Source organism: Niallia circulans (assembly GCF_007273535.1).
Lineage (GTDB): Bacteria > Bacillota > Bacilli > Bacillales > Cytobacillaceae > Niallia > Niallia circulans_B.
This window is the reverse complement of the sequence record NZ_RIBP01000004.1, coordinates 2,298,994-2,324,515: the sequence shown is the minus strand read 5'-3', so window position 1 is coordinate 2,324,515 and position 25,522 is coordinate 2,298,994. Positions and strand designations below refer to the sequence as shown.

Below are 25,522 nucleotides of genomic sequence, written 5' to 3'. Positions count from 1 at the left end.
CCTCCTGTCATGTTCAAGCTTTATTCCTTTTATAAAATGGAGTAGCTGTTACTTTCGCTTTTACAAGCTTCCCTCTAATTTCTACCTCTATTTCTTTGCCAGCTTCAGCAAAAGAACTCGTAATCAATGCTAACCCGATTGCTTTGTTTAATGTTGGTGACTGCGTGCCTGTTGTCACTTCCCCTATCACTTGGCCAGTGCTATAAACCTTATAGCCATGGCGTGGAATTCCTCTGTCGATCATTTCAATTCCAACGAGCTTCCTTTGCAAACCAGCTTCCTTTTGGCTTAATAGTGCCGACTTCCCGATAAAGTCTGCTTCTTTGGTCAATTTAACAGCAAACCCAATGCCAGCCTCCAATGGGGAAATATCCTTTGTAAGCTCTTGACCATATAATGCTAGAGTTGCTTCAAATCTTAAAGTATCTCTTGAGCCAAGACCGCATGGAAGCACACCGGAATCCTTGCCTGCTTGTAATATTTCCTTCCATAAATGTACAGCATCATCACTGCTGCAATAAATCTCAAAGCCATCCTCGCCTGTATATCCTGTTCTTGATAACAGGATATCCTTACCTGCTATTACTGTATGTCGAAATTGGAAATACCCAATTTCCGCTGTATTTTCAGCAGTTAGTTTTGTTAGCGTCTCTTCAGCGAGCGGCCCTTGCAATGCCAATTGAGCATAGTCACCAGAAAGATTCGCAAGCTCCACTTCCCCTTCTACATGGCTTGCAAGCCATGCAAAGTCCTTTTCAATATTGGATGCATTTACAACCAATAAATAATGATCGTCACCAAGCTTATATGTAAGAAGGTCATCAACCGTTCCGCCGTTTTCATAGCACATGGCTGAATATTGTGCTTTACCAACCTGTACTTTAGAAACGTCGTTTGTCAGCATCTTTTGGAGGAAGTCCAAACTATGTTTGCCTTTGACCTCGATTTCGCCCATATGGGAAACATCGAATAATCCAGCTTTCGTACGAACTGCTTCATGCTCTTCCTTTATGCTCGAAAACTGAACAGGCAGAGCCCATCCCCCGAAATCTATTGTTTTGCCACCATACTCCTTGTATAAATCATACAAAGGGGTTTGTTTTAATTCATTCATTCTTTCATCCCCATTTCCAAATGAATATTGTTAAAAGCATATGGACCATTTATGACTACGCTAATTTATTATCCAAGGAAGGGATACGTACTTAAAAAAAGAGTACGCAAAAAAGGACAGAACCTCCCCTTTATCCTTGGATAAAGAAAGGTCTCTGTCCTTGCACCTGAAAGTTTGCCGAATAAATCGGGTGTCCCCTTTGGTGGCTGGCAGAAGTATGCGTAAAATTACTTCAGCTGATTTCAGTTTATGATCGAAATCCCAGCACTCTCCAGAGCTGCGTCAAAATAGAGTTCTTTTGCCTGAGAGATTCACAAAATTTTTGCTTGCTCCTTCGGCGCTACATACGTAGTCTCTCCCCTATTTATCATCCGCTATATTTATATGTATTTATAAATTATACGGTAATTGCGCCAGTTTCCGTTGGCTTTTCGAAGCATTTCTTCATGAAAAATGGATAGATTGCTGCATTATGGCCATACTAATATGTAACTATGAAAAAATCTTTATAGGCTGTATGTCAAATAAAGACGATTAATTATATATATTCTTACAAATTTCGTTCATGTTTTGCCTGCAAAAAATGAAAAATTACGACAAAACAGAAAACTTTTTACACCTTCATCCTAACATTTGCAATCATATCAAGGCAATAACTTTTTTATGATTTTTTAATATTTTTTAATAATTCAGCCAACTCACTTGACTTTATCTTTTTCCTTAACAAACAAGAAAGGATGCAAGCAGATGACAATCCAAATCAACTTTGACCAAATATGGAATGAAGAATTGCCAAAACGTATGAATGATGATGGACCATGGGCAAATTGGGAGCTGTACCAATTAGCATTAGAAGTAGAGCAGCATACAATCATTCCTGAATTCGAAGGCTTGCAGGCACCTAATCATCTGTCTGATTTAACGCCATTGCCACATCAGCTTGAAGTAGCGAAAAAAGTTATTGAGGATATGAACGGAAAGGCTATCTTGGCTGATGAAGTAGGACTTGGAAAAACAATTGAAGCAGGGCTTATTTTAAAGGAATATATGATTCGTGGTTTAGTGAAAAAAGTATTGATTCTTGTTCCAGCTTCCCTTGTTACACAATGGGCAATAGAGCTGAATAGTAAGTTTTTTATCCCTGCAGTCTCACAACGGAAAAGCTATGTTTGGGAGCAATGCGATATTGTCGTATCCTCTATTGATACAGCTAAAAGAGCTCCACACCGGGAAATTATTAATAACCTCGACTACGATCTTGTCATCATAGATGAGGCACATAAACTAAAAAATAATAAGACAAAAAACTATGAATTTGTACAAAATCTCAAAAAGAAATTCTGTCTATTACTAACAGCAACACCTATTCAAAACAGAGTCAGTGAAATCTTCAACCTCGTTTCCTTATTAAAGCCAGGCCACTTAGGGAGTGAGACTGCCTTCTATGAAAAATATAAAAAGGATTCACGCTCTGTTAATGATGATGAGCATTTAAAAGAGCTTGTTAATAAAGTCATGATTCGAAACAGAAGAAGTGATACTGGCATCGAGTGGACGAAACGGGTGGTTGAGGCGGTTACAATCGAGTTTACAGAGGAGGAAAGAGCTCTTTATGACACGATAGAATCGCTTAAAGGATATGAGGCCGATGACAACAATGTTGCTGGAGCAAGGAGTCCTTTTTCTATGATTACCTTACAAAGGGAAGCTTGCAGCAGCAGAGAATCCGTTTATTATACTTTACAAAACATGATGAAAAAAACCGAAAATCCTTCTCAGGAATTTCAAGATAGAATAAATTTGTTAACAAGCAAAATTAATGCTATTACAAAAAACTCCAAAGCTGAAAAAGCCCTTGAAATCATAAAAAGGGCTGATGATAAAGTAATTATCTTTACAGAGTACAGAGCGACACAATTATATCTCCAATGGTATTTAAAACAGCATGGTATTACTTCTGTTCCGTTCAGAGGCGGGTTCAAACGTGGCAAAAAGGACTGGATGCGCGATTTATTCCAAAACCATGCTCAAGTGCTGATTGCTACAGAGGCTGGCGGTGAAGGAATAAACCTGCAATTTTGCAACCATATAATTAACTTTGATCTTCCGTGGAATCCAATGCGGCTTGAACAGCGAATCGGCCGGATTCACAGACTTGGACAAAAAAAGGATGTGATGATTTATAATTTCGCCATTAAAGACACGGTAGAAGACCATATTCTTAAATTGCTCTATGAAAAAATCCACTTGTTTGAAAAAGTTATTGGAGACTTAGACGATATTCTCACAAAGCTTGAATTCGGCAATATGGATGATTATATGAATGATATCTTTGTTAACTCCCAATCTGAAGGTGAAATGAGAATCAAAATGGATAACCTGACTAGCATGATTGAATTTGCCCAAAATCTCAAGGATGGTGATAGTTATGAAGCAGCAGGAAATTCATCAATTTCTTAAACGTTTTTTTCTCGCTAATGACTGTGAGCTTGTTGAAATCCAACATGGCTATATGATTGTGCAATTAACCATTGATTTAGATAAAGAGCTAATGAATCGCCCCTTCTATTGGCATTATTTAGAAAAAACCGGCGGAGTTCCCAATCCTGCCAGGCTAACATTGATTACAGATCCTAATAGTGCACCAAAGGATTTAAAGGGCGAGTTAATTCATTTTGGTTCACCAAGATTGCATCAACTATTTGCCTGCGCCAAAAAGCTGTCTGGTTATATTCGTTTATATGAAAATATTCCAGGACAAATGAGTAAACATGTACCACTAAAGCCTTGGCTTTCCATGAATGTGAAGATTTCTTATCAATGTGATCGGAAACGAGATATTTTCCGGTCCATTGGATTACAGCTTATCAACGGTCAGCTTGTTGATAATTTTCATGAAACAGTTCAAAAGTTTAATCTTTCTGCCAAAATACCTGACTATTGCTTTACACTTTCGCCACTGATCATGCCAAAAAGTGGAATGATTCGAATCGAAAACACCATTAGACAAGCAGTGTTGCAGGAAGATCATCAATGGGCTGCAGATGCAAGGGAAAGATGGCAGAAGGACTTAACTCTGCTGGAGCATTTTTATGAGGATGCAGAGGAGGAACGTATAGAAAGCCTTGAAATGGAAAGACTTGCCTTAAAAGAGCAATATGAGCCGAAAGTCAATGTTTCCATCATCAATGGCGGGCTATTCTATCTCGCTTCTGAGGCAATGTAAAAAAGGATGAATCCAGTTTAGGATTCATCCTTTATCTTGTCAGTATTTCTTCTTAAAGAAGTAGGCAAATACATATGGAAGAATGCCGAACCATCTCAGCATAAAGGGCTCTTTATTTATCCTTCTTTCTTGCTTTATTTTTTTTCGCTCTTCCTTGGGCTGGTCCATGTATTGCACAAATGTTTGCGTTAAATATTTTACATAATCATTTGTTTTCATAATTCACCTGCATCGTCCTTTTAGATGTTAGTGTATCCGGTCAACACTTCTTTTATACATTACTTCGCCTCGACCCACTTTGTCATTTTGTTTTCGTGCCTGTCAAAATAACTGTACCCTACCGTTTCAACAGTTTTTGTGCGGAGGCGGTACTCTACCTTTAATATAGTATCTGTCGTTTGTTCAATCGAATACTCAACAGAACCTTTTTCGAATGGAAGTGCACCCTGTTGCCCATATTCATCCAGCTGCAGCTCCTTCTCAACAGCCTTTACAGAACTCATAAAATAATATTCCTGAACAAGAAGCTCCTTCGAATTGTGATGTATTCTTTTTTCCGTTAAAAACAGACTGGTTATCACCAAAAAAAAGCTGAGGACAAGCAGAAAAATAGCTAAGGTTATGGGATAGATAAAGCCATTTTGACACTTCGTCATTTCAGTTCAGCCTCATTCAGGCTTATAAAGGAGCGGGCTGCTGCATTTCTTTTATACAATGACGTATCTGTCACTAGTATTCTCACACCACTCTCTATTTGTGCAAACTCTACCTGCTCTACCTCCTGAAGACATACCTCATGTCCCGCTCCGTTCACTCTTCTTCTTATTTTATTTTCATATTTCTCATACTGAACATTTTCTCCTTCTACCGTTAAATTCAGCTTTTGTTCTGATACGCGCACAGATGTAGCCAAACGAACCTCTTTTTTGAGTTGATGAATAAAAACGTCCCATTCAAGACTGCGGAGACTGTAGGAAACCGTACTGCCTTCTGTAATAAGCTTAATTGTTAGAGGACAAAAGGCGCATATTGTTAAAAATAACGACAAGGCAACAAGCATTTCTGCCAAAATAAAGCCTGTCTCTCCCTTATATGCTTTCACAAATCTTGGCTGTTTTTTCCGATACCCCCTCATACTCTACACAAGCCTCCTTCCCTTCCTCCCACCTGAATCTGAACATGATATTCCCTTCCTTTATATTATGGCTCTCCATAAATCCATCCTCTGCCTTCCATTTCAATAAGCTTTCATATAAAAGCTGATGTGCCAGCAAATCATGTTCGTTTGCCTTCATTTGCATGTGCAGCTGGATATAAGCCGGAATAAAAAAGAGGGCAATAACCAGCCATATGCTAAAGGCAAGAAAAAACTCAGGCAAAATAATTCCCTTACTGTTCTTTAACATACGACCTCCCTCTTCCAATTTGGATTGTGAAGATGTATTTATTTTCTCCAATGCTTATTCGGTATGAAGCGAACTTAGATACATTCCCGCTTGGCGTTATTGTAAAATTAATTGGAACCGAATCTTCATTTATTGTTATGCTCTTATGATAATGTCTGTCCACAATCATGCCTGTTTTTAAATCAGCACGAAAATAATATCGTTTTTCCGTCGGATTAAATTGAGCATAGATACTTTTTTGATGGGATAAAGCATAATTTTGAGCATATAACAAGTCTGTCTGCAATTGAGTAAAAAAGGTTCTTTCCTGCAGCAACTCGTATTGCGGTTTTAACAGCATCGGAATGACTGCAAGGATAACAAGGAGAATGGATAAAGCTGTTAGCATCTCAAGCAAGGTGAAACCAGACTGTGTTAATTTACGTTTCATTGCCGCACATCCACCGAGCCATTATTAATCGATAGCTCCTTCCCGTTTGGGCATGTCGTCTGACCTTCTTTTAAGTAGCCGTCTGCAACTAAATCCTCCGTAGAGTCGGGATAGCTGCTGTTGTCCATATAATAGGCTTGTACCTCTGCTTCTACCATCTTGATAAATGCCTCACAGCCTGTCGAATTTATCTTTGAATTATGCTTCGTAATATTTGGTAATGTAATAATTAATAAAATCGAAATTATTAATAAAACAATCATCATTTCTATTAAAGTAAAGCCTCTTTCATTTCTCATTTTTTCTCCTTTCATAAGCCATTCAATAGTTGAAACATTGGGAGCAAAACGGCCAAATAAATAGATATAACCAAGATTCCGATAATGGCATAAATAACCGGCTGTATTTTCTTCATGAGGAGATTTACCATGTCCTGCAAGCTTTCCATACAAAATCGGCTGAGGAAATACAATTCCTGCTCCAGCTTGCCGTTTTCTTGTCCATGCTGCAAAATCCTGCAAAATTCCTTTTCTAAAAAAGTAAGGCATAAAAACGCCTGCTCCATCCTCTCTCCTTTTTTCAAATGCTCTATGACCCTCTCACCGGCAAGTGCCAAGGGAGCATTATCTGTGACTTCCTGAAAGAACTTAAGAGATTCAAAAATGGAAAATCCACCTTGCAGCAAATGGCTTAGCTGCAAGGAAAAAATATAGGTGTAATAAAGGGAAAAACACTTGCCAATGATTGGAATAGCCGCCAAAAGCCGCAGCCTTTCCAAAGCATTTTTTTTGCGGAAAAATCGAAGGTAATAGAAGCTTAATGACAGGAGAAAGGCAGCAATTAACAGCAAAACAAAAGGCATTGCTTTGCCTGCACCTATTATGAAGGACATAAATAGATTTGTTTCTACACTCATTGATAAAAATAAGGAGGAAAACTGAGGAAGCAAAACTTGATGGACAAAATAGAACAAAATGATGGTGAAAAGGACTAGAAATAGGGGGTAATAAAGAATTTTCTTAAGTTGTTGCAGCGTTCGCAGCCGGTTTTGCATAATGGTGCTGGCATCAAGAAAAGCCTTCGCAAATCCGCCGTGTTTTTCAGCGAAGTAAACATAACTGATTGTCTGCTGATTGAATTTTAGTCTTGCCAGATTATCACAAAAGGAGTTTCCGCCTTTCAATGATCCAAGAACAGACATTATATCCTCCTGTTTATTAGCAGGCAGATAATGAACACTTGAGCGGACACCTTCCGATAGGGAATATCCTTGTGTCAGCAGCTCGCCAATACATTTTAAAAACAGCGATTGTTCGCGTAAACTCCACTTGTCCTTCTTAATCTTCATAAATCCAACGGGCATACTCAGCCTCCTTTACATAGCCAAGTGCAATCCCCTTGCCGATTGCCTCCTTTAGTGCAGGTTTGGGCTGCAAATTTTGAACGTATGTTTCAGCAAGCAGCGTTTGTATAACATTTCCTGTCATGATTTCAAATACACTTGCCCTTTTGCTGCGATGTTGGTCGCTGAAGCAAAAAGGCGGACAATCGGTGCTGCAATATGGACAAACAAGCTCCACTAATCTTTGTGCTGTTACAGCTATAAGCGTTTGCTGGATATCTACTTTACTGACACCAAATTCCAGCAATCTGTAAATAGCTCCCTTTGCATCCCTTGTATGCATTGTCGCAAGCACGAGATGCCCTGTCAGCGCCGCCCTTACAGCTATCCGTGCAGTATCTGCATCCCTTATTTCTCCGACCATAATTATGTCTGGATCATGGCGTAAAATCGCCCTCAGGCCAGAAGCATACGTAATTCCAGCTTTTTCATTTACTTGTACTTGCAGAACGTTATCCTGTGGTTTTTCTATGGGGTCCTCGAGGCTTATGACCTTTCGTTTGTAAAGATGGGAATTGCCTTTAAGAAGGGAGTATAAAGTGGAGGTTTTGCCTGAACCAGTCGGTCCTGTAAATAGCACAAGACCATGTGCATATTTCAGCAGTGAAAGCAGCTTTTTTGAAGTGTTTGGAAATAAAGAAATTTTGTCGATTGGAATGGTGCTGTTGTCAGCCAGCAAGCGTATAACAAGACTTTCATGCGGGGTTGCAGGTAATGTGGAGAGCCTGAGGCTAATGTCCTGACCATTAAGATTGGTGCTGATAGCACCGCTTTGTGGCCGTCGTCTTTCTCCTATATCCATGGATGCAGTAAATTTAAAGTGAGAGATAAGTCTGTCACATTGAGCTTGAGGCAATGTCATTCTGTGGTGCAAGGAGTGAGAGATGCGAAATTGCAAGTGGGATTCTTTCTTTTTGGGGACGATATGAATATCAGTGGCATTCGCTTCAACAGCCTCTCTTATGAGTCTGTTTGCTAATGCTTCAATGGAAATCAATAAACATAGCACATCCTTTCCTTTTGGGTTATATGTAAATTTCGACAATACTTGCTATATTCCCTTTTAATTTTTCCAATCTTTTTTTCCTTTTTCCGATGCATTAGGTTGCACACATTGACCATGATATAAAGAGGAGGTGGTTTTCGAATGGATAGACGCGATCCAGTTGAGTTTTCAGGAAAAGTCTTGGATAAAAGAAATACACTTACCGCACCAAAAGCTAATGAAGCTTCCTACCCTGAACGACCAAAGCATGTAAAGATACAAAAAAGAGGATAAATAATACGACAGGCTGCTGAAATGAATCAGCAGCTCTTTTATATAGGCATACGTCTATTTTGCCAAGAAAGAGCCTATTTAGAAAACAGGACATCCACTAAGGGCATACGATACATTATGTTTTAAAAAGTGGAGGTGCACAGAAATGGGAGAAACAGGTTTTGGATTTGGCGGAGGTTTTGCATTGCTTGTTGTGTTGTTCATTCTTTTGATCATCATCGGTACTTCTTATGTTTATTAATAAATGACGGGTATAAAGAAATAACAATATATCCATAATATAAATACAAAGTAAATATTTTGGGCTATAGCCAAGCGGTAAGGCAACGGACTTTGACTCCGTCACTCGTTGGTTCAAATCCAGCTAGCCCAGTCTGGTACAAAAAGCGTAGCTTTTTGTACCTTTTTTTTGCGCATGGCAAAAAGGTTAACAATATGAAAATTGTACAAATGCTGTAAAAGTGACTATTTTGTGAAAAATTATTTTCTAAGATGTGAACTTTTTAAAAACAAATAGTTAGTACGGTGGATATGGTGATTTACTATATTATAATGAACAAAAATACTGAAATTCCAGGAGGTAAATACTTATGGAACATACATTAAAAATTACAAATGTATTATCAGATCCAACTCGATTTTATATTTATCAGTATATTACTAACTGCCACCGTGATGTGACTGTTCAGGAAATAGCCGACAAATTCTCTATTCACCCTAATGTAGCAAGACTCCATCTATCCAAGCTCGAAGATGTACGCATGCTGTATTCTGAAACAAAAAAAACTGGAAGAGGTGGCCGGCCAAGCAAATTATACCGCCTATCCTCAGAGGTTATCCAATTAAGCTTTCCTTTTCGCAACTATCAGCTTTTAAGCACCATGTTGCTGCAATCATTAGAGAAGCTTGGTCCAGAGGGCAGCAAAGCACTTTATGAAACCGGATACTCCTTCGGCAAGGAAATGATGGAGCAGGAGCTTCACCGCATATCAAGCAGAATAGAAGAATTATCCAACAACGATAAAATTCAATTATTAAAGCATGCCGCCATCATTGCAGGATTGAAGCCTGAGTTTGAATGGGATGAAGAAGAATCTAGCATCTACTTCGAAGTATTTAACTGCCCCTTCAAGGAAGCAGCAAAGCAGAATAAAGATAAAGTCTGCATGATGCATCAACAGTTTTTTATTGGCATGTTTGAAGCTGTGTTCCCAGATGTACGCCTATCAGAACGGCATAATATGCTTTCAGGCTGTCAACAATGTGCGTATAAAGCATATGTATGTGAACCTGCTCACATAAGTAAATAAAAAGACAAGCGGAGAGGTTGCCCTTACCGCTTGTCTTTTTAAAATCCATTAATATAAGGATTGTGATCCATTTCGTGACTAATTGTTGTGCTTTTACCATGCCCTGACAAAATAACTGTTTCTTCTGGCAATGTCATCAGCTTGTCATGAATACTGTTAAGCAATGTACGCTGATTCCCTCCTGCGAGATCTGTTCTGCCAATGCTTTCAAAAAACAAGGCATCACCTGAAAAAGCTACACCTTCTTCTGCGAAATAAAACGTCACACTGCCTGGTGAATGACCAGGCGTTTCCAAAACCGCAAAAGTAAAGCTGCCAATTGTCATTGCAGGATTTTCATCCAAATAATAATCTGCAGGCTCACAAACAACAGGTTTTGGCAGCCTAAAGGCAGAGCTACCATTGAACTTCGGATCTGTTAGCCAATTATCTTCTTTACTATGTATAAATACAGGTATTCCAAATTCTTTACGAACTGTTTCAACAGCACCAATATGATCGAAATGAGCATGTGTAAGCAAAATGGCAATTGGCTGCACACCCAATTCTCCGATTGTTTTTACGATTTTCGCTCCATTTTCGCCTGGGTCGACAATCAAGCATTCCTTTTGTTCATTCCAAATTACATAGCAATTTGTTTGGATTGGTCCTAATGGCATCTGTTTATATTGAATCATATTTGTCACCGTATCCCTTTTATTTATCTTGCAGATGGCTTAAAACTCTATCGACTTTTTCTTCCATCTTTCTTTTTACATCACGTCTGTCATCAATGCGGATATTTGTTGCAACACGAACCAATCCTTTAGAGAATGGTACTTCGTGCATGGCCTGGATTACTTCAAACAAGACAGGCAATTCTCCTTCTATAATAGTATTCATTGGTGTCAGCTGAAACCTAATCGCCCCTTTTTCCTCGTATGCTTTTAACACCTTCTGTATATCTGCTACATACGCACTGACACTTGGCGATTCTGTTCCGATAGGTATTACTGTTACATCTACAATTGCCATAAAAAAAAACTCCTTTTGTACTTAGTTTGTATTCTTAATAATGTCATAATTTATAGCGAATCTCAAGCATCTACATGTAAACATTAAAACAGGGGAATAATTTCCCCTGTTTCAAGATTAATGATATTTTCCATATAAAATCCGTATAAAGACCATTTCCCATCAGGTGAAATGCTGATTGGCTCGTTCTCCAAGTCTTTTTTTAACACGTTCTCTGTTTCTCCGCTTGACATATCAATGGAAACAAAAGTGTACGCTCCCGCATATGTCGTTGCATCCCCTGACTCTTCGGGATAAAAGGTGTACATCTTATCGTCAGCAATATCATAGTACGGAATAAGCCAATCCGAAAAATTAGACAACCGCGGCAGAGAAACCGCTGATTTTGCTTTCAGCTTATTATAAAAGGTGTAATGAGCTGAAAGCATATTTTCTGGATCATCTGCAATGGTGAAGACAAAAGAGCCTTTACTACCGATAGAGTAGGCGTCGCTTTCTAGTTCCGACTGTTCACCAGTATAAATATTTTTACTTGTTACTGGTGAAGATTTACTCGTTGTATCCTCCTGCCAGCCTAAGTAAGCGAAAGTTTCCTTGTCTGCCCAAACAATAAATGGGTTATCAAGACTAACTTCCTCCAATGTTCCTGACTTAAGCGATAGCAGATAAGAGCTGCTGGCCCATTCCTTTGTAAAGGAAGATACTAACAGCTTATCTTCGTCAAAAGGATTCCAAACAAATTCTGCTTCATAGCTTTTCAGTTGTTCAGAAAAAAGCTGTTTTCCCTCGTTGTTTAAAATGGCTATCGTTCCTTTATAATTTTCTTCATTTGTAAAAACAAGCAGCTTCGAATAATCAGGACTAATTTTCAAGGCAGATATCTCATTCTCACTCGTATACAAAAGTGTATGCTTGCCTGAATAAATATCATATTTAAAAACATAATAGCTATCGCCCTTGCTTATATAGCAAATTGTATGGTCATCAAGCCATCCAGACACTTCCAAAAGTTCCCCATTTTCTGCTTGCATTGGCAGTGCCAACGTTTGTATCTTTTCTTTTTTTTGATTGTCTTTCTCATCCTCTTTACTCGTTGTTTCCTTCTGTTTATGGGAGCATCCAGATAAAACAAGTGTGAAAATGAGCAAGAGAAGAAATAATCCATGCACATTTCTCTTTGAAAGGCATACCATCCTTTTCACACCCTTTTATTATGTTTTGTAGCAGTTCACTATCTTGAATATTAACATAAAAGTTGTGAACATATTCGACCATTTCTAATAATTTTCGCTAATTATGAAGTAGATTTTACAAATACAAGGATGCCAAAAATATTCCAAGCACGTCTTTATAAATATCATCAAATTGTGATAATGGGAGCGGGTTAATCCCCTTCCCCAATTCAAGGGTAAAGCCTGGTTTCCGAAATTCTTGAATGAACCAGTCCTTATACCCAGCATGGCTATCAACATTCTGGACTGCTTTATAGCCACTTAGTCTGGCAAATTCAGTTGCAAGCAGGGCTGATTCAGACGGTTCGAAATTCTCATAACCCCAATAGAATTCCTTCCCCTGTGTATGAAAAGCAATCATTCTGCTAAAATTTCGTTCTTCTGCAAGCTTTGCCATGATTTTTGCTTCAGGCTCTGAAAGAGGAGCTTCCCCAGGATAATCACGTGGAGCAGGGCTTTTCGGTTCTTTTCTTTCCTTCTCTATTTCCCAAAACGCCGGGAATTGATTATTCAAATCCACTCCGTTTATATTTGCCTTCCATCCCGTAAAGTCCATGCTGCCTTCATTTATACTAACTACCCTTTCCCGAACACGATCATCGGGACCGTTAAGAACCAAATCGACTCCATCTGGGTTAACCATTGGTACAATCGAGATGTCGACGTTTTGATAGATAGGAAATGTTTCTAATTTATTGATTTTGCCACCATTTGTAACAGCTAACAGATACTCATTAACATACGACATCAAAATTGCCGAAGTAATCCATTCATTTGCATGGAAGCTTCCATTCATATGTACCTTTCTGCTTCCACGGCCAATTCTAATTTCATATATATCGTTTTCAAGTACACTTTTACCTAAGATATTTATTTGAATAAAAGGATAATGCTCCTTAAGCTTTTCTAAATCGGTTCTTAATGCTTGTGAATCATACTTCTTTCTTGCATCAACTGATTTTTGTATTACTCTTTTTGGCGCAATTACTGTTGTTTCAGCATCCATATCTTTCATGCATAAAGCTTGATTAAGTAAAAGCAAGCTATCTACTGAAATATTTCTATTTCCTGCTATTTTCCACAATGCATCTCCATCATGTAGTTGGAGTTGTTCTGCTTGGAACCCTGGGATTTTTATGCAATCTCCTTTTTTTAGGCTTTCTGAATTACAAGCAGGATTACTGTCAATAAGCAGCTGGATTGGTATCATAAACAGCCTGCTGTAATACGATAGAGTGTCACCATTCCTTGCCACAACCTCCATAAATATACACTCCTTTCATCTGTATATACTTATGATGGGAGAATGAAAACGATTCTTTTTCTTAAATTTAATTAATCACTAAAAAACCTAATTTATTCCAATTATAACATACAGTAACTCCTTAGCATAAGAAAAGAGGTTAGGACACAACAAAAAATAAGGCAATAACAATCATTATTTCCATTCACTAAAAAGCAATTTGATCGCAAACACAGCAAAAAACCCCAAACCATTAAGCGAATCATTTGTTAAACCGCCTAATAGTTTGAAGTTTTTAGAATTCAAGCCCTAAATCATTTTACTTTTTTGCAAGCCATGCTGCTCCAATAACACCTGCAGCATTCCCCAATGTAGCAACATCAATTATCGTTGACTGTGCGACAGCACTGAAGGAGTATTTTTGGAAGTACTCGTTAACAGGCTTTAATAAAACGTCTCCTGCTTTTGAAACACCGCCGCCAAGCACTATTTTCTCTGGGTTTAATGTGTTTGCAATATTAGCAAGAACCAGACCTAAATGAAGTGCAACGAAGGAAACAACATCATTTGCCAGCTCATCTCCAGCACTTGCTTGATCAAATACATCCTTGGCAGAAATTGTGCCATTGTTTAGTAGAATTTGCTGCAAACTGCCGTTCGGATTTTCCGCAAGCTTCTCTTTAGCAATTCGAACAATTCCTGTTGCTGACGAAATAGTTTCCAAACAGCCTGTTTTTCCACAGTTGCAAGGTGCGCCATTTTCCACTATTGATGTTATATGACCGATTTCCCCAGCAGCACCTTTTGCTCCCTGTATAATCTTCCCATCAATAATAATACCGCCGCCAACTCCTGTTCCTAAAGTAACGCAGACAAGATTCTTATAGCCTTCACCAGCACCCTTCCACATTTCACCGAGAGCAGCACAGTTGGCATCATTATCAAGGATAACAGGCAAGCCAAGGTCCCTTTCAAGGCTATCCTTAAGAGGGAAATTATCTGGCCAGCCCAAATTAACGGTATTATAAATGACACCTGTTTCATAATCAAACGGACCAGGGGCACCCATTCCGACGCCTAGCACGTCTTCCTTGTTGTGCTTCCATTCCGTTAGTTTCTCATTAATAGATTTGGCGATATCACTAGTGATATTTGCACCTTCGTTTGAATTATCGGTTGGAATTTCCCAATTATCAATCATACTGCCATCTGTTGCTAAGAAGGCGATTTTTACTGTTGTACCGCCTAAGTCGATTCCAACCACCCATTTTTCCTGCATATGCATTCTCCCCCAAACTAATTTCTATTTCTGCGTCTCTCTTAATTTCTGAATTTCTTGATTCAATAGTAGCACAGCCATCTCAAATTCTTGTTTTTCAATTATTTCTGTATGAGAGAGATCATTTAATTCAGCCTTCATCAGCTCCAAATCCCCTAATCTGTCTCCTACGTATATGATTGTTCCGAACCTTTTCAAAAATTGTTGCACATCGTAAATCGTCTTCATTGTATGCCCTTAAAACTTCCCTAGTTACGGGAATTTCCTTCCTCATTAAATCGTTTTCATTTTTTAGTATAATTGAAAAGTTGCTTTTACTCAAGAACGAGATATTGCTCAAGTCAGCACTTCTCCAATAGATAAACGTAAAAAAAACAATGAATTTCTGCCCCTTTCTCTTCATATATTGTAACAAATGAAAAAGGTTGTCCTTTACGTTTATCCAAAGGGAAAAGTGGTGTTTATTGTGAAGAAGGATTATATTGTTTTAACCATATCATTAGTTATTATCATTAGTTCTGTTTATTTTTTTCAGCAAAATCAAATTGCTAAAGAAAGTATTACTTACTTTCCAATTGATGCAAGTGTTTCCTTTCCAACAGCAGCAACTAATTTGGAGCTTGGAAAACAAAGATATGACGAATACAGTGTTCTGTGGGAAACGAAGAGCAATGTTAATAAAAAAGCTTACTTAAGGCAAAACATGGGATTGCTCTATGCAAACGGACGTCTGCTAAACACAATGGGGGCTTGGAAGCAAAACACGATGGAATTGACAGAGGATAAAACAGTCGTAGAAAGAGAAAGTAGACTGTTTCAAGCTATCGCCTTTCACTATGCCGAAATCCATGATGAAAATGATCGGATCTTTAGCTCTCAGAAGCTCTCCTCTAACCATATGTATGTAGTTAACTCTAAGTTTGATAAAGGTGCATTCAGTTTTTCTACACCTGAAACAGAGGTGCAAAAGGAATGGAAAGGATTACTAGATAAAGAAACAGAGGATGTTATTAATTATCATGTAAAGAACGCATTAAAGCATTTTTCTGTTCATTCAGAGGATTATCCTTATAAAATTTTACTAACAGACCTTGCAGCCTATAATGACAAACCATTTCCAGGATTTACACAGGCACAGACGGCGACAATTATCGGACAATTGACAGAAGGATTATACAAAAATTATTTCCTGGGAATTACAAAAGAGGATGGAACAGTCACAAAACCGATTGGCAGCACGGTTCCTGTCATTCTATTAGCTAAGGACCATCTGCTTGTCCTCTTTACAACAGCCGATAATGAGCCTGTTATTTTAAGACAGCAAATTTCTGCAGGATGATACAGCATATAATTTTTATATTGTAAAATAATGTTTTAATAGGAAATACCCCCAATCTTAAAAATGGGGGTATCCTATTACTTATTGGTACACAGTCGGCTTAGAAAATACATTGCTCATCATTTTATTGCGCAAGCCTGGAAAATTCATGACTATTTTTATTAAATATTGTCTGACAATCGGGCTTTTCAATACAGTGTTTAAAATGCGGTATCTTCTAGTTAATAGCATGTAACCACCGATGCCAATCAATACAATGGATAAAATTCTAGACATTTTCATCCCTCCTATTGATTAGTTTGGGATAAGCAGCTTTTTTTTATCCAACTTTTTTCCGATAATTACAAGACAAACAAGGCTGCAAAAAGGGCTGCAATAACACCTGAAAGGATATTGACAGCATCATTGTTTAAAACAGTAAATCCTTTTATCTTCTTAGCTTTCCTTCCATGATGTATTCGCTTTTCCACTTTGGCACCGCAAACTGTACATTGATATTCAGCTTGTACAAACGCACCTAAAAGGGTATCAATCAAATTACCGATAAAGCCAAAGACAAATATCAATAAAAATTCACCGATACTTATGGAAAAAAGCATATATGCACATAGTCCAATCAGCAACGATCCTAAAATCCCGGCAAATGTCCCCGTAATACTCATCGCACCAGAAGTTCCTGCCTCTGCTTTTTTAAAGGTTCTAATAGAGAATGGTTTATTTCTACTTAATGGGCCAATTTCTGACGCCCAAGTATCAGAGTTGGCTGCAGCAAGCAACACGGCAAACAGAACGATTAGACTGTGTTCACCAGTCCAGCCATAAAGCAAACTAACAAGCGCTGCTGCCCCGCCATTTGCTATCACCTGCATATAGTCTCTCGTAGACCCCTTTTCATGCATATCCTCCATCTTGGCTTTTTTGTCTTTTTTAAACTTTGACAGCAAACTAGACGTAAGAAAAAAGACACCAAGTAAAATAAAGCCTTGATAATGGAAGCCGAATTGAATGCCTATCCCGACAAAAAAGGCTGCAATACTGCCGCTCTTGCTTAAATATCCCTCTTTCCAGGCAAAAAAGACAGCAAGCAAGATAATGATGATACTAATCATTTGCTCCCACAACCATTGCGCCATTATTTGTTATGATATGCTCAACAGGAATGTCATGGTTTTCAATCGGTAATGACTTCTCCAATTGGCGCTCAAATGCAAGTGAGATGGTCGTGCCAGGGAAATTCTTTAGAAAACGGTCATAGTATCCGCCTCCGAACCCAATGCGATAGCCATCATTAGAATAAGCAACCCCGGGGACAAGCAGCAACTCTATTTCATTTACATCTGTTAATTCAGTCTCTGCTTCCACTGGTTCAAAGAGTCCACTATAAACAGACTCTAGCTGATCAAAGCGTTCAAGTATACGAAATTCCATCGTGCGTGTTTTGGGCAGGCATTTCGGAACACTTACCTTTTTGCCTTGTGCCCAAGCGGCTCTAATAATTTGATAAGTGTCCACTTCTGGAAATCTTGAAATGGTCACCCCAACATGACTAGCCTTTTGAAAAAGAGGATGGTTGTACAGATTTTGGGCTATTTCATAAGAAAGCTGCTCATATGCTGGCTTAGAGATGGACCGAAGATCTGCAAGGACCCTGCTTCTAATTTCATGTTTACTTTCTTTCATAGCAATTTCCCTCTCCTTTTACAATATTGTATTATTATATGTATTGTTTTTTTATATACAAAAAAAACAGAAGGGTTACCCCCTCTGTCTTATTTTGTTTCGCGGTGTGTTGTAGTGCGTTTTTCTCTTGAGCAATATTTCTTAAGCTCAAGACGGTCTGGATTATTTCGTTTATTTTTTTTAGAAATGTAGTTACGATCTCCACACTCTGTGCAAGCTAACGTAATGTTGACACGCATGGTTATTTCCCTCCAAACTATTGCTATACTAGTTCGTGCATACGACTTTTATATGATAACATTATTTTTTATGAAATGCTAGTACTGTTTTTCAATAGAATCTGATTTAAGTCCATAATCACTTCTTTATTGTTACCATATATTGTCCATGTCCTACCCATATTGGAGGTTTGGGGAGCTAGATTCATATGGAGAGAACAAATACTGACATATCCTCCCTTGCCCATCGGCAAATATTTCAGGCTGCCATTATCTTGATTCTTCCATATTAAATCTGTATGCACATTCCATATTGGCTGAACCGTTCTCTGTTCTAAGCTTGACCCATTAAACTCTCCATTAACAAGTATAAGCTGATCCTCAACAGAATGGAAAATGACGTTATCTGTCGGTGATACAAAGGCGAGATGATTCTGATCTGACTTGGAGAAATGACTGAGAAGCAATACCTTTACCTCAATATTCTCTTTTGAATGATTTCTCACATAAATTTCATTATATTGGACCTTCGAATGCTTTTGAACACTTTTAACATGTACCGAAACTGAGTATTCTGGCAGTATTTTTTCATAACCGTTTTGGAGCCAGCAAATTTTGCCGTTAATCCATAATCCAGGAGTGTTGACCAACTTGCCTCTTGTCATTTCTTTGTCGACATTCTGAAAATCAGACTGTAAAGAAATCTCCGTTTTCATCCTACTCACCTTTTTTTCATAAATTTTTTATTCCTTTAAAGAGGCCTTTTCTGCCATTCTCATATTTAACATCGTTTCTTCAAAGACCCTTGAGGTTTCATCACCGACTCTACTCCAGCCAAATAGCTTCTCGACAAGGATCCTGCCATTTCTGCCAATTTCTTCAGCCAACAGCGAATCTTCCAATAAGCAATGCAATTGCTCTAGCATGCTTCCTGTATTTCCTGGCTCCATCAGCAGGCCTGTTTTTCCGTGCTCTACAATTCCCTTCAATCCACCAGTATTAGAAACAATTGTTGGTTTTTCAAATAGTAGTGACTCTAATGCAACAATTCCGAAAGGCTCATAATAACTTGGGATAATAACTATATCTGCTGCTTGAAAGAAGCCGTTCTTTTTGTCTGCTGGTAAATAACCAATTAAGTGAACCTTATGTTCTAAGCCATGTGTTGACACATATTGTTTATATTCGTTGAACATCGGACCAGCGCCGGCAAGGACAAATTGAAGATCATCTCTTTTAAGCATTGTCACTGCTTCAAGCAATGTTTCAAATCCTTTCTCCTTCACCATTCTCCCGATTGCAAAGACTGTTTTCTTGCTTGGATTCAGCCCTAGTTCTTCTGCTGGATTTTGCAGTGGCTTTTTATCCAGCTTTACTCCATTTGGAATGACATGGAGCTTGCTGCCACTTATAGCAAATAGCGAGGATACTTCTGTTTTCATATATTCGCTGCATACAATCACTGTATCAGATTCTGTTAATAGCTGTCGTTCCTTCTCATGAATAAACCTCTGCATTTCAGTAAAGATCCCGCCGTTTCTGCCATGCTCTGTTGCATGCATTGTCGTAACTAACGGTATGCCTAGTTCTTCTTTTAAGGAAACGGCAGCTGCACCTACTAACCAATCATGGCCTTGAATTAATTCAAAGGAATGAGAAGCAGCCAAATCCATTGCCTTTTCCCAAATACTTAAATTTAAGCCACCAATCCAAGTGAGGAAGTTTTTTTCCCTATGATGCAAAGGCTTAACTCTATACACAAACAGCGAATCATGCACAGCTTCATCTGCTGGATTTTTATTCATATCCTGTGCTGTAATAACATGGACTTCATACTGTTTTGCTAATGTTTCTGCTAACCCAGCGACATGTGTTCCCAGTCCTCCAATAATATTAGGCGGATATTCCCAAGAGAGAAGGAGAATCTTTTTCTTATTTCCTTTCTTCATTACCGGTATGCTCGTTTCTGGGAACACAGAAGGAAATACGCTAAATACAGATTGTTGTCTTTCCCTTTCTTGTAACCAGTTTTCATCGATATCGCCTTGCAAGAAAGTACTAAGCTTGTCTGCTGCATCGAAAAATCCCTGCAAGAACATTTCGTGATAATCTCTTTGGGATATTACAGCGTGGGCCATCAGCCATTCCTTTTTAAGCTGCTTCCATACTCTTTCCGCCTCATTTGGAAGCTTCCGCTCTCGCCATGCTTCTATTTCTTTTTCAAGGAAAGACAGCTTTGCATAGTTCTTACCGTCTTTTTGTAAACTTGAAAGCTTTTCTTGGTCAAAACCAGTGGAGCTAATGTGAACCTTCTCAAGGTTATCGCTAAATTGTCGAATATAAGTTTCAGGTGATAATGGCATCAGAGATTCGCTTTCACCAAAAACCTCTCCTATTTCAGCACTGTGCTCATTTACCTCTGCTAAGCTTAAGGCAATAGCATTCATCGTATCTTGTGTTTTTGTTATGTCTTTCAGGCAGTTAACCTTATCTGCAACGGTTTCTCCAAGCTCTGCCCATTGTCTTAATGGAATCAGACATAAATCATGTGGTGACTTCACCGGCATGCCTGCAGGTACAGGGAGAGGGTCAGTCAGCGTCAATGTACTATGGTGTAAGAAGCTAAATAGAATACCTGACTTCTTAAGATGCAAATCAATTCCTGGTGCATAAGCGCCGTTTGGAAGCCAAAATCCGCCATTACGGATATTTAAATGATCCTCTATGATTGAAAGGCCTGTTTCAATTTGAAGCTTCACACCGTTTTTCGTCGAAAGTGCTGTCATCGAGGTAGAGGATGCTGTAGTTGCAAGTATCTCTAACTTGTGGGCAGAAATCAGTCTTTTTAAGCCTGTTGTCATTTTACGGTCTATTCTAAGCCAATAGGAATACTCCTCTTCCCATTGCCACTTATTCTTTTCTAAATATTCAGTTATCTCTTCTTGGTAGCCTTCTGTTTCAGTTAGTTCTATAAAGACAGGAGGTAGGACAAAGGAAACGCTGTATGGCAATACCTTCTTTTCCATGCTCTTCATGAAAGTAAGCAAGGCGATGGATGCTTTGTAAAATGCTTGTTTGTCTTCTTTTTTGTTGGAATAATAATTCATGACAGGAAGGTCTGCATGAACGATTAATTGAAAATACGATACGTTCATTGCTTTTTCACACTCTCCTTTGCCTCTGTCTCATAATAACTGTAAGTGCTGACGTGTTCAATCCAATTTGGGAGCGGTGTTTTCCCTTCGCTCCAGTCTTTAACATCCTGTGTATTTTCGCCTGACTGGGATATACTTGTCCTTGGTGTATGAAGGGGATTAGACTTTAATAACGGCATGAAAGCTCTACTTCCATCCTGTATGCCAACTTCAAAGCAATAGCTTCTGTTTGGCTGTAATCCTTCAAAAACAAGCTGATTCTTGTCATGATCTAACTGAATTTCCAATGTTGTATGAGCATTACTTCCATCGAAATAAATGCTAGTAATATCGTAGATGCGCATTTTTAATGACAAATCATCATTAAGGAATCCGCAGTATGAGGAAATAAGCTTCCATTTAGCTGTAGGGATACTCCAGAAAATAAATGCTTTATTTTCTCCTGCTACCCACGCCTCCATGCCGTTACTCTTTTTTAATGTTTGAATGCTTGTCCATAAAAAAGGTGGTATAGCAGGACTTGCTTCTGCATACTCTTTAGGAAGTGCGCTCTCCTTATCCTCCGTCTTCTCCACTTCTTTCGTATATTTTGTCCACTGGTATTGAACCTTCCCAAGACTCATATCCAGTTCTTTCGCAATTTTGCGGAAAGACATGCCTTCCTTCCTTAAATGAATAATTTGTTCTAACAATGGAATCAGCACCTTTCATTTCATACTATTTTAAAGTTTATGTTTGAACGTATTGTACCGGTCGAATTTAGAGGCTACTAGTCAATTTACTGATTCTTGCTTCTTCCTATATGGTATCATCGAATGATAGAACCTACAATAAACGGAATTTGTCGTATCATGCTAATGATTCTCCCTGTTAAGATGAAGGGTGATAAAATTTTTTGCATGTTGAATAAAAAACAGCAATTCGACAATGACTATTAATAAAATTAGTTTGTATCCGACATTTTTTGCTGGCCATATTTACACTTCTCCTATGTCCAGACTAGCATTGTTTCTATATTTACTGTTAGGAAATGTGCAAAGGTAGTGGTAGAATGAAAAAGTCTTGTATTTTACAAACTATTTAGCAGAGGTGTCTTATTTTGTTCATATTAATGTATAGTCTATTAGGGATAGCTGTACTTCTTTTCATCGTGTCGTTGTTTATGAAGGATCCCTATAAAAAGCTGCAAGAGGATATTGACCAGCTTTCTATCCAACAAGTGCAAGAAATATATAAAATAAAAAAGAAACTGAAGGTACTTGAAGAAGAGCTCCTTATTGATGAGGTGGATATGAGTCCTGCCATTCCTGTTGTCGACAGTCAGCCTCGTGCAGACGATTCTGCCAATCCAATTCATGCCATCATTAAAAATCAAGTTTGGTCCCTTGCCTCACAAGGTGTCTCAATTGAAAAAATCGCTTCCCAATCATCCTTATCGACAGCTCAAGTGCAGCAAATTATTACTGATGCTGTTAAGAAAGGATTTGCGGAATGAATAAACGTAGTTTACGTTCCTTTGCATTCGGGCTGTTTGCAGCTTCTAGCATCATTGGTGCATATACTGTTTACAGCGGCGGGGTTGGCACTGCAGAGAAAACAGACAAACAGATTACAACAGAGCAAGCAGAAAAAGTCCTTTCAACCGCAGGCTATACTGCTATCAAAAGTGACGAGTATAAAGAGCTCATCGCTGCCAAGGACAAGGCTGATAAGGCTGCACAACAGGCAAAAGCAGATGCAGACAAAAAAGCAGCGGAGCAAAAGGAAACGGACAAGGCTGATACACAGCCTGTATCCTATAAGCTGAAAATCAAAAGTGGCATGAATCCTGCTGAAATTGCGGAGACATTAGCAAAGCAAAAAATCATTAAAGACAAAGATGAGTTTGAAGCATTTTTAATTGATAACGACTATCATACGAAGGTACAAGTCGGTACATTTCGCGTTTATAGCGACATGAGCTTCAGAGAAATTGCCGAAAAAATTACAAAATAACGAAAAAAAGGGCTGTCCATTCGGACAGCCCTTTCGTTTGGATGAAAGGAGACTGTTTAGTCCTCATCCTTTTGACGCTCTTTTTTCAAGTCAAAATAAGCATCTAATACTTGTTCACCTATTTTTAAGTTTGCTTTATTATCGATAGAGCCGTTATATGCCCATGGGACAAGGACTGCCATAGCCACTTCCGGATTATCTGAAGGTGCATAGCTAACCAAGCTCAAGTTCATAACTTCCTGCAATGTTTTGTAATTGCTTTTTTGCGGACCATCATAGAAGGCCTCTGCTGTACCTGTTTTAGCAGAAGGAGAGTATGACTTGCCGCTTAAATACGTATAGGCTGTTCCCTTCGGACTTTGTGCAACCATCTTAAAGCCTGTTTGGACACGATCAATCCATTCTGACTTCGCATCAACCGTGTTTAACACCTTCGGTTCAATGGAATCAACAATCGCACCAAGCTCCCCGTCCTCTGAGACAGGGCTGCGAATTTCCTTCACGATATGTGGCTCCATCCTGTTTCCGCCATTGGCGATCGTCGAGATGTACTGTGCAAGCTGCATATTCGTGTACGTATCATACTGACCGATTGCAATATCGAGAAGCTTACCAGGAACAGATGTATCTGTACCTTTGAAGCCTGTCTGCTCATTTGGAAGATCAATGCCTGTCCGAATACCTAAGCCGTATTGAGCATAGGCATTTCTCATTTTTGTAAAGTCCTCTGCGTCAACAGACAGTGGCTGACCGTATACATAATGAGCACCAGCTATTTTCATAACAGTTTGGAACATATATACGTTTGAGGAACGCATTAATGCTGTTAAGTCATTAATCATCCCCATATTTGTCCAAGATGCCTTTTTCGTTTCACCAATCACTACCGGTGTATCATTAATAACGGTTCCAGGGCTAATAGCTCCGTATTTATAGCCTGTTAATACGGTTGCACCTTTAACAACAGAACCAACGTTGTAGGATGTCGTCATATTTCCAAGCGCATCGTCCTGCACTTCTGTTTTTCCATTTTCTGCAACAAGCCTTTTTCCTGCCATTGACAGTACGTCGCCTGTATTCGGATTCATCAGAACAACATAAGCACGGTCAAGGAATTTAGTTCCAGACATTTGCTTCGCAGCTTTAAGCTGTTTTTCAATAATGTCTTCGACCTTTTGCTGCAGCTCCATATCGATTGCAAGCACAAGGTCATTGCCACGCTTACCTTCTGTTATCACTTCCGTCGTTTCTTTCCCGTCACTATCTGTTTGCGTGCGGATTTTTTCCTTTTGTCCTTTTAGAACGTCCTCATATTCAAGCTCCAGATAACTTTTTCCGACCCGGTCATTTCGACTGTAGCCTTTTGACAGGTAATAGGATAACGATTCGGCTGGAAGACCTTCCTCTGATGAGCTGACACTTCCAAGAACAGAACGCAGTGTGTTCCCAAATGCATAAGATCTGTCCCAATCTGTTGTGGTGTCAACACCTTTTAAAGAAGTTAGATTTTCACTGACAACCGCCATTTCCTTGTCTGTTACATCATTATTTTTCACAATATGCGGTGTCATTTTATAGCCGCTTGCAAACTCACGGTAAATAGCCAAGACTTCAAGGTCATCGTTTGATATAGATTTCAATTCATCCTCTGTAATTCGATCCAGCTGCAATTTATACACTTCTGAATTATACTCATCCGAATCTGTATATTTTTCCGCAAGCGCGGTTTTTTCTTTATCTGTTACTAAGGCTTCTGCTTCATCAGGATGTTTCATAATCCAATAATCCTGTTTATCACGCTCAGTAACTTTTTTTGTATCCTTCTTAATATATTTTGCCAGCGTTTCGGCAGTCTTCAGCATTTCCTCTGATTTGACGCCAGTATTTGTATACGTTATCGCATTTTTTGCACTATTATCGACAATTACTTTTCCTGTCGAATCATAGATTTTTCCGCGGGGCACAGATGTATCAACCGTAACATCCTCTGTTCTTTCCAATTTCCTTTTATACTCATCCCCGTAAACAATCTGCACAAATCCAAGCCTTAAAATCAGGGCGGAAAAGAGCAAAAAGACTGCAAAAAAGATAAGGTTAAGGCGAATCGGCAACGTCCTTTTCTTCTTCTTGTTTCCCAATGTAATACCACACTTCCTTCAATCATTCTAAATCTATTGTAATGGAATTTCGTTAATATTTC

General features: G+C 38.7%; 31 protein-coding genes, 1 tRNA gene and 1 riboswitch. Of the genes, 9 read left to right on the top strand and 23 right to left on the bottom strand.

The genetic code is table 11. From position 1 onward, the window contains the following. Nucleotides 1–13: 13 nt before the first annotated feature. Nucleotides 14–1,114 (bottom strand): glycine cleavage system aminomethyltransferase GcvT, encoded by a 1,101-nt coding sequence (gene gcvT / locus CEQ21_RS19365; protein ID WP_185765920.1) that lies wholly within the window; start codon nt 1,112–1,114, stop codon nt 14–16. 280 nt (nt 1,115–1,394) lie between these two features. After that, nucleotides 1,395–1,485, bottom strand: a riboswitch (glycine riboswitch). A gap of 376 nt (nt 1,486–1,861) precedes the next feature. Here gcvT and CEQ21_RS19360 point away from each other — a divergent pair. Together CEQ21_RS19360 and CEQ21_RS19355 are read left to right on the top strand one after the other, a co-directional pair. Next, on the top strand, nt 1,862–3,574 hold the full coding sequence (locus CEQ21_RS19360) for a DEAD/DEAH box helicase (RefSeq protein WP_185765919.1): 1,713 nt from the start codon (nt 1,862–1,864) through the stop codon (nt 3,572–3,574). Beyond that, nucleotides 3,543–4,340, top strand: coding sequence for a YqhG family protein (locus CEQ21_RS19355; RefSeq protein WP_185765918.1), 798 nt, complete (start codon nt 3,543–3,545; stop codon nt 4,338–4,340). Before CEQ21_RS19360 ends, CEQ21_RS19355 begins: the two co-directional genes overlap by 32 nt. A gap of 39 nt (nt 4,341–4,379) precedes the next feature. On the opposite strand, the gene CEQ21_RS19350 is transcribed toward CEQ21_RS19355, so the two are convergent. From CEQ21_RS19350 to comGA, 8 genes are read right to left on the bottom strand one after another with little or no spacing between them, the layout of a single operon-like run. Next, the gene (locus CEQ21_RS19350; RefSeq protein ID WP_185765917.1) at nt 4,380–4,559 is read right to left on the bottom strand and encodes a YqzE family protein; all 180 of its coding nucleotides are present in this window, start codon (nt 4,557–4,559) and stop codon (nt 4,380–4,382) included. Between the two features lie 59 nt (nt 4,560–4,618). Then, complete coding sequence (gene comGG, locus CEQ21_RS19345; RefSeq protein ID WP_185765916.1) at nt 4,619–4,996, bottom strand: competence type IV pilus minor pilin ComGG; 378 nt, start codon at nt 4,994–4,996, stop codon at nt 4,619–4,621. Beyond that, the gene (gene comGF, locus CEQ21_RS19340; RefSeq protein WP_185765915.1) at nt 4,993–5,475 is read right to left on the bottom strand and encodes a competence type IV pilus minor pilin ComGF; all 483 of its coding nucleotides are present in this window, start codon (nt 5,473–5,475) and stop codon (nt 4,993–4,995) included. Before comGF ends, comGG begins: the two co-directional genes overlap by 4 nt. Continuing rightward, complete coding sequence (locus CEQ21_RS19335) at nt 5,429–5,746, bottom strand: hypothetical protein (RefSeq protein ID WP_185765914.1); 318 nt, start codon at nt 5,744–5,746, stop codon at nt 5,429–5,431. The genes comGF and CEQ21_RS19335 overlap by 47 nt, the downstream gene beginning before the upstream one ends. Then, nucleotides 5,730–6,176, bottom strand: coding sequence for a competence type IV pilus minor pilin ComGD (comGD, locus tag CEQ21_RS19330; protein ID WP_185765913.1), 447 nt, complete (start codon nt 6,174–6,176; stop codon nt 5,730–5,732). The genes CEQ21_RS19335 and comGD overlap by 17 nt, the downstream gene beginning before the upstream one ends. Beyond that, the gene (gene comGC, locus CEQ21_RS19325) at nt 6,173–6,475 is read right to left on the bottom strand and encodes a competence type IV pilus major pilin ComGC (RefSeq protein ID WP_185765912.1); all 303 of its coding nucleotides are present in this window, start codon (nt 6,473–6,475) and stop codon (nt 6,173–6,175) included. The genes comGD and comGC overlap by 4 nt, the downstream gene beginning before the upstream one ends. Before the next feature lie 11 nt (nt 6,476–6,486). Further along, nucleotides 6,487–7,539 (bottom strand): competence type IV pilus assembly protein ComGB, encoded by a 1,053-nt coding sequence (gene comGB / locus CEQ21_RS19320; RefSeq protein ID WP_185765911.1) that lies wholly within the window; start codon nt 7,537–7,539, stop codon nt 6,487–6,489. Next, nucleotides 7,514–8,575: a competence type IV pilus ATPase ComGA gene (comGA, locus tag CEQ21_RS19315; RefSeq protein ID WP_185767336.1), complete on the bottom strand. Its 1,062-nt coding sequence runs from the start codon at nt 8,573–8,575 to the stop codon at nt 7,514–7,516. The genes comGB and comGA overlap by 26 nt, the downstream gene beginning before the upstream one ends. A gap of 150 nt (nt 8,576–8,725) precedes the next feature. Here comGA and CEQ21_RS27290 point away from each other — a divergent pair, with 150 nt between their 5' ends. The 4 genes from CEQ21_RS27290 (at nt 8,726) to CEQ21_RS19300 (ending at nt 10,167) form a co-directional block, all read left to right on the top strand. Continuing rightward, complete coding sequence (locus tag CEQ21_RS27290) at nt 8,726–8,857, top strand: hypothetical protein (protein ID WP_268878997.1); 132 nt, start codon at nt 8,726–8,728, stop codon at nt 8,855–8,857. A 145-nt stretch (nt 8,858–9,002) separates the two neighbouring features. Next, on the top strand, nt 9,003–9,098 hold the full coding sequence (locus CEQ21_RS19310) for a YjcZ family sporulation protein (protein ID WP_185765910.1): 96 nt from the start codon (nt 9,003–9,005) through the stop codon (nt 9,096–9,098). A gap of 60 nt (nt 9,099–9,158) precedes the next feature. Next, nucleotides 9,159–9,230, top strand: a tRNA-Gln gene (locus tag CEQ21_RS19305). Between the two features lie 217 nt (nt 9,231–9,447). Next, nucleotides 9,448–10,167: a helix-turn-helix transcriptional regulator gene (locus CEQ21_RS19300; RefSeq protein WP_185765909.1), complete on the top strand. Its 720-nt coding sequence runs from the start codon at nt 9,448–9,450 to the stop codon at nt 10,165–10,167. Nucleotides 10,168–10,205: 38 nt separating this feature from the next. Here CEQ21_RS19300 and CEQ21_RS19295 read toward each other — a convergent pair whose 3' ends face one another. From CEQ21_RS19295 to CEQ21_RS19270, 6 genes are all read right to left on the bottom strand, one after another. Beyond that, nucleotides 10,206–10,841 carry an MBL fold metallo-hydrolase gene (locus CEQ21_RS19295; protein ID WP_185767335.1) on the bottom strand — a complete coding sequence of 212 codons (636 nt, stop codon included), beginning with the start codon at nt 10,839–10,841 and terminating at the stop codon, nt 10,206–10,208. Between the two features lie 22 nt (nt 10,842–10,863). Continuing rightward, on the bottom strand, nt 10,864–11,181 hold the full coding sequence (locus CEQ21_RS19290; protein ID WP_185765908.1) for an MTH1187 family thiamine-binding protein: 318 nt from the start codon (nt 11,179–11,181) through the stop codon (nt 10,864–10,866). A gap of 83 nt (nt 11,182–11,264) precedes the next feature. Beyond that, nucleotides 11,265–12,374: a YqgU-like beta propeller domain-containing protein gene (locus CEQ21_RS19285; RefSeq protein ID WP_185765907.1), complete on the bottom strand. Its 1,110-nt coding sequence runs from the start codon at nt 12,372–12,374 to the stop codon at nt 11,265–11,267. Between the two features lie 115 nt (nt 12,375–12,489). Then, entirely contained in the window at nt 12,490–13,677 is a 1,188-nt protein-coding gene (locus CEQ21_RS19280; RefSeq protein WP_185765906.1) for a M14 family metallopeptidase, read from the bottom strand. A 298-nt stretch (nt 13,678–13,975) separates the two neighbouring features. Further along, nucleotides 13,976–14,935, bottom strand: coding sequence for an ROK family glucokinase (locus CEQ21_RS19275; protein ID WP_185765905.1), 960 nt, complete (start codon nt 14,933–14,935; stop codon nt 13,976–13,978). 24 nt (nt 14,936–14,959) lie between these two features. Then, nucleotides 14,960–15,163 (bottom strand): YqgQ family protein, encoded by a 204-nt coding sequence (locus CEQ21_RS19270; RefSeq protein WP_185765904.1) that lies wholly within the window; start codon nt 15,161–15,163, stop codon nt 14,960–14,962. Between the two features lie 238 nt (nt 15,164–15,401). On the opposite strand from CEQ21_RS19270, the gene CEQ21_RS19265 reads away from it, so the two are divergent. After that, on the top strand, nt 15,402–16,274 hold the full coding sequence (locus tag CEQ21_RS19265; protein WP_185765903.1) for a hypothetical protein: 873 nt from the start codon (nt 15,402–15,404) through the stop codon (nt 16,272–16,274). Nucleotides 16,275–16,355: 81 nt separating this feature from the next. Here CEQ21_RS19265 and CEQ21_RS19260 read toward each other — a convergent pair whose 3' ends face one another. The 7 genes from CEQ21_RS19260 to CEQ21_RS19230 form a co-directional block, all read right to left on the bottom strand. Then, nucleotides 16,356–16,550, bottom strand: a complete 195-nt coding sequence (locus CEQ21_RS19260; protein WP_185765902.1) for a hypothetical protein — start codon at nt 16,548–16,550, stop codon at nt 16,356–16,358. Nucleotides 16,551–16,615: 65 nt separating this feature from the next. Next, nucleotides 16,616–17,383, bottom strand: a complete 768-nt coding sequence (locus CEQ21_RS19255; protein WP_185765901.1) for a DUF92 domain-containing protein — start codon at nt 17,381–17,383, stop codon at nt 16,616–16,618. Then, nucleotides 17,376–17,954, bottom strand: a complete 579-nt coding sequence (locus CEQ21_RS19250) for a 5-formyltetrahydrofolate cyclo-ligase (RefSeq protein WP_185765900.1) — start codon at nt 17,952–17,954, stop codon at nt 17,376–17,378. Before CEQ21_RS19250 ends, CEQ21_RS19255 begins: the two co-directional genes overlap by 8 nt. A gap of 89 nt (nt 17,955–18,043) precedes the next feature. After that, nucleotides 18,044–18,193 carry a 50S ribosomal protein L33 gene (gene rpmG, locus CEQ21_RS19245; protein ID WP_101175018.1) on the bottom strand — a complete coding sequence of 50 codons (150 nt, stop codon included), beginning with the start codon at nt 18,191–18,193 and terminating at the stop codon, nt 18,044–18,046. A 68-nt stretch (nt 18,194–18,261) separates the two neighbouring features. Further along, a complete protein-coding gene (locus tag CEQ21_RS19240) occupies nt 18,262–18,888 on the bottom strand; it encodes a hypothetical protein (RefSeq protein ID WP_185765899.1) in 627 nt (208 codons plus the stop codon). 27 nt (nt 18,889–18,915) lie between these two features. Continuing rightward, nucleotides 18,916–21,327 (bottom strand): glycosyltransferase, encoded by a 2,412-nt coding sequence (locus CEQ21_RS19235; protein WP_185765898.1) that lies wholly within the window; start codon nt 21,325–21,327, stop codon nt 18,916–18,918. Next, nucleotides 21,324–22,019, bottom strand: a complete 696-nt coding sequence (locus CEQ21_RS19230) for a DUF4912 domain-containing protein (protein WP_185765897.1) — start codon at nt 22,017–22,019, stop codon at nt 21,324–21,326. Before CEQ21_RS19230 ends, CEQ21_RS19235 begins: the two co-directional genes overlap by 4 nt. Before the next feature lie 407 nt (nt 22,020–22,426). Between CEQ21_RS19230 and CEQ21_RS19225 the strand changes: the two genes are divergently transcribed. Next, a complete protein-coding gene (locus CEQ21_RS19225; protein ID WP_235907285.1) occupies nt 22,427–22,822 on the top strand; it encodes a hypothetical protein in 396 nt (131 codons plus the stop codon). Continuing rightward, nucleotides 22,819–23,322, top strand: a complete 504-nt coding sequence (locus CEQ21_RS19220) for an endolytic transglycosylase MltG (RefSeq protein WP_185765896.1) — start codon at nt 22,819–22,821, stop codon at nt 23,320–23,322. Before CEQ21_RS19225 ends, CEQ21_RS19220 begins: the two co-directional genes overlap by 4 nt. A gap of 56 nt (nt 23,323–23,378) precedes the next feature. On the opposite strand, the gene CEQ21_RS19215 is transcribed toward CEQ21_RS19220, so the two are convergent. Beyond that, nucleotides 23,379–25,460: a peptidoglycan D,D-transpeptidase FtsI family protein gene (locus CEQ21_RS19215; protein ID WP_185765895.1), complete on the bottom strand. Its 2,082-nt coding sequence runs from the start codon at nt 25,458–25,460 to the stop codon at nt 23,379–23,381. Nucleotides 25,461–25,522 lie beyond the last annotated feature (62 nt).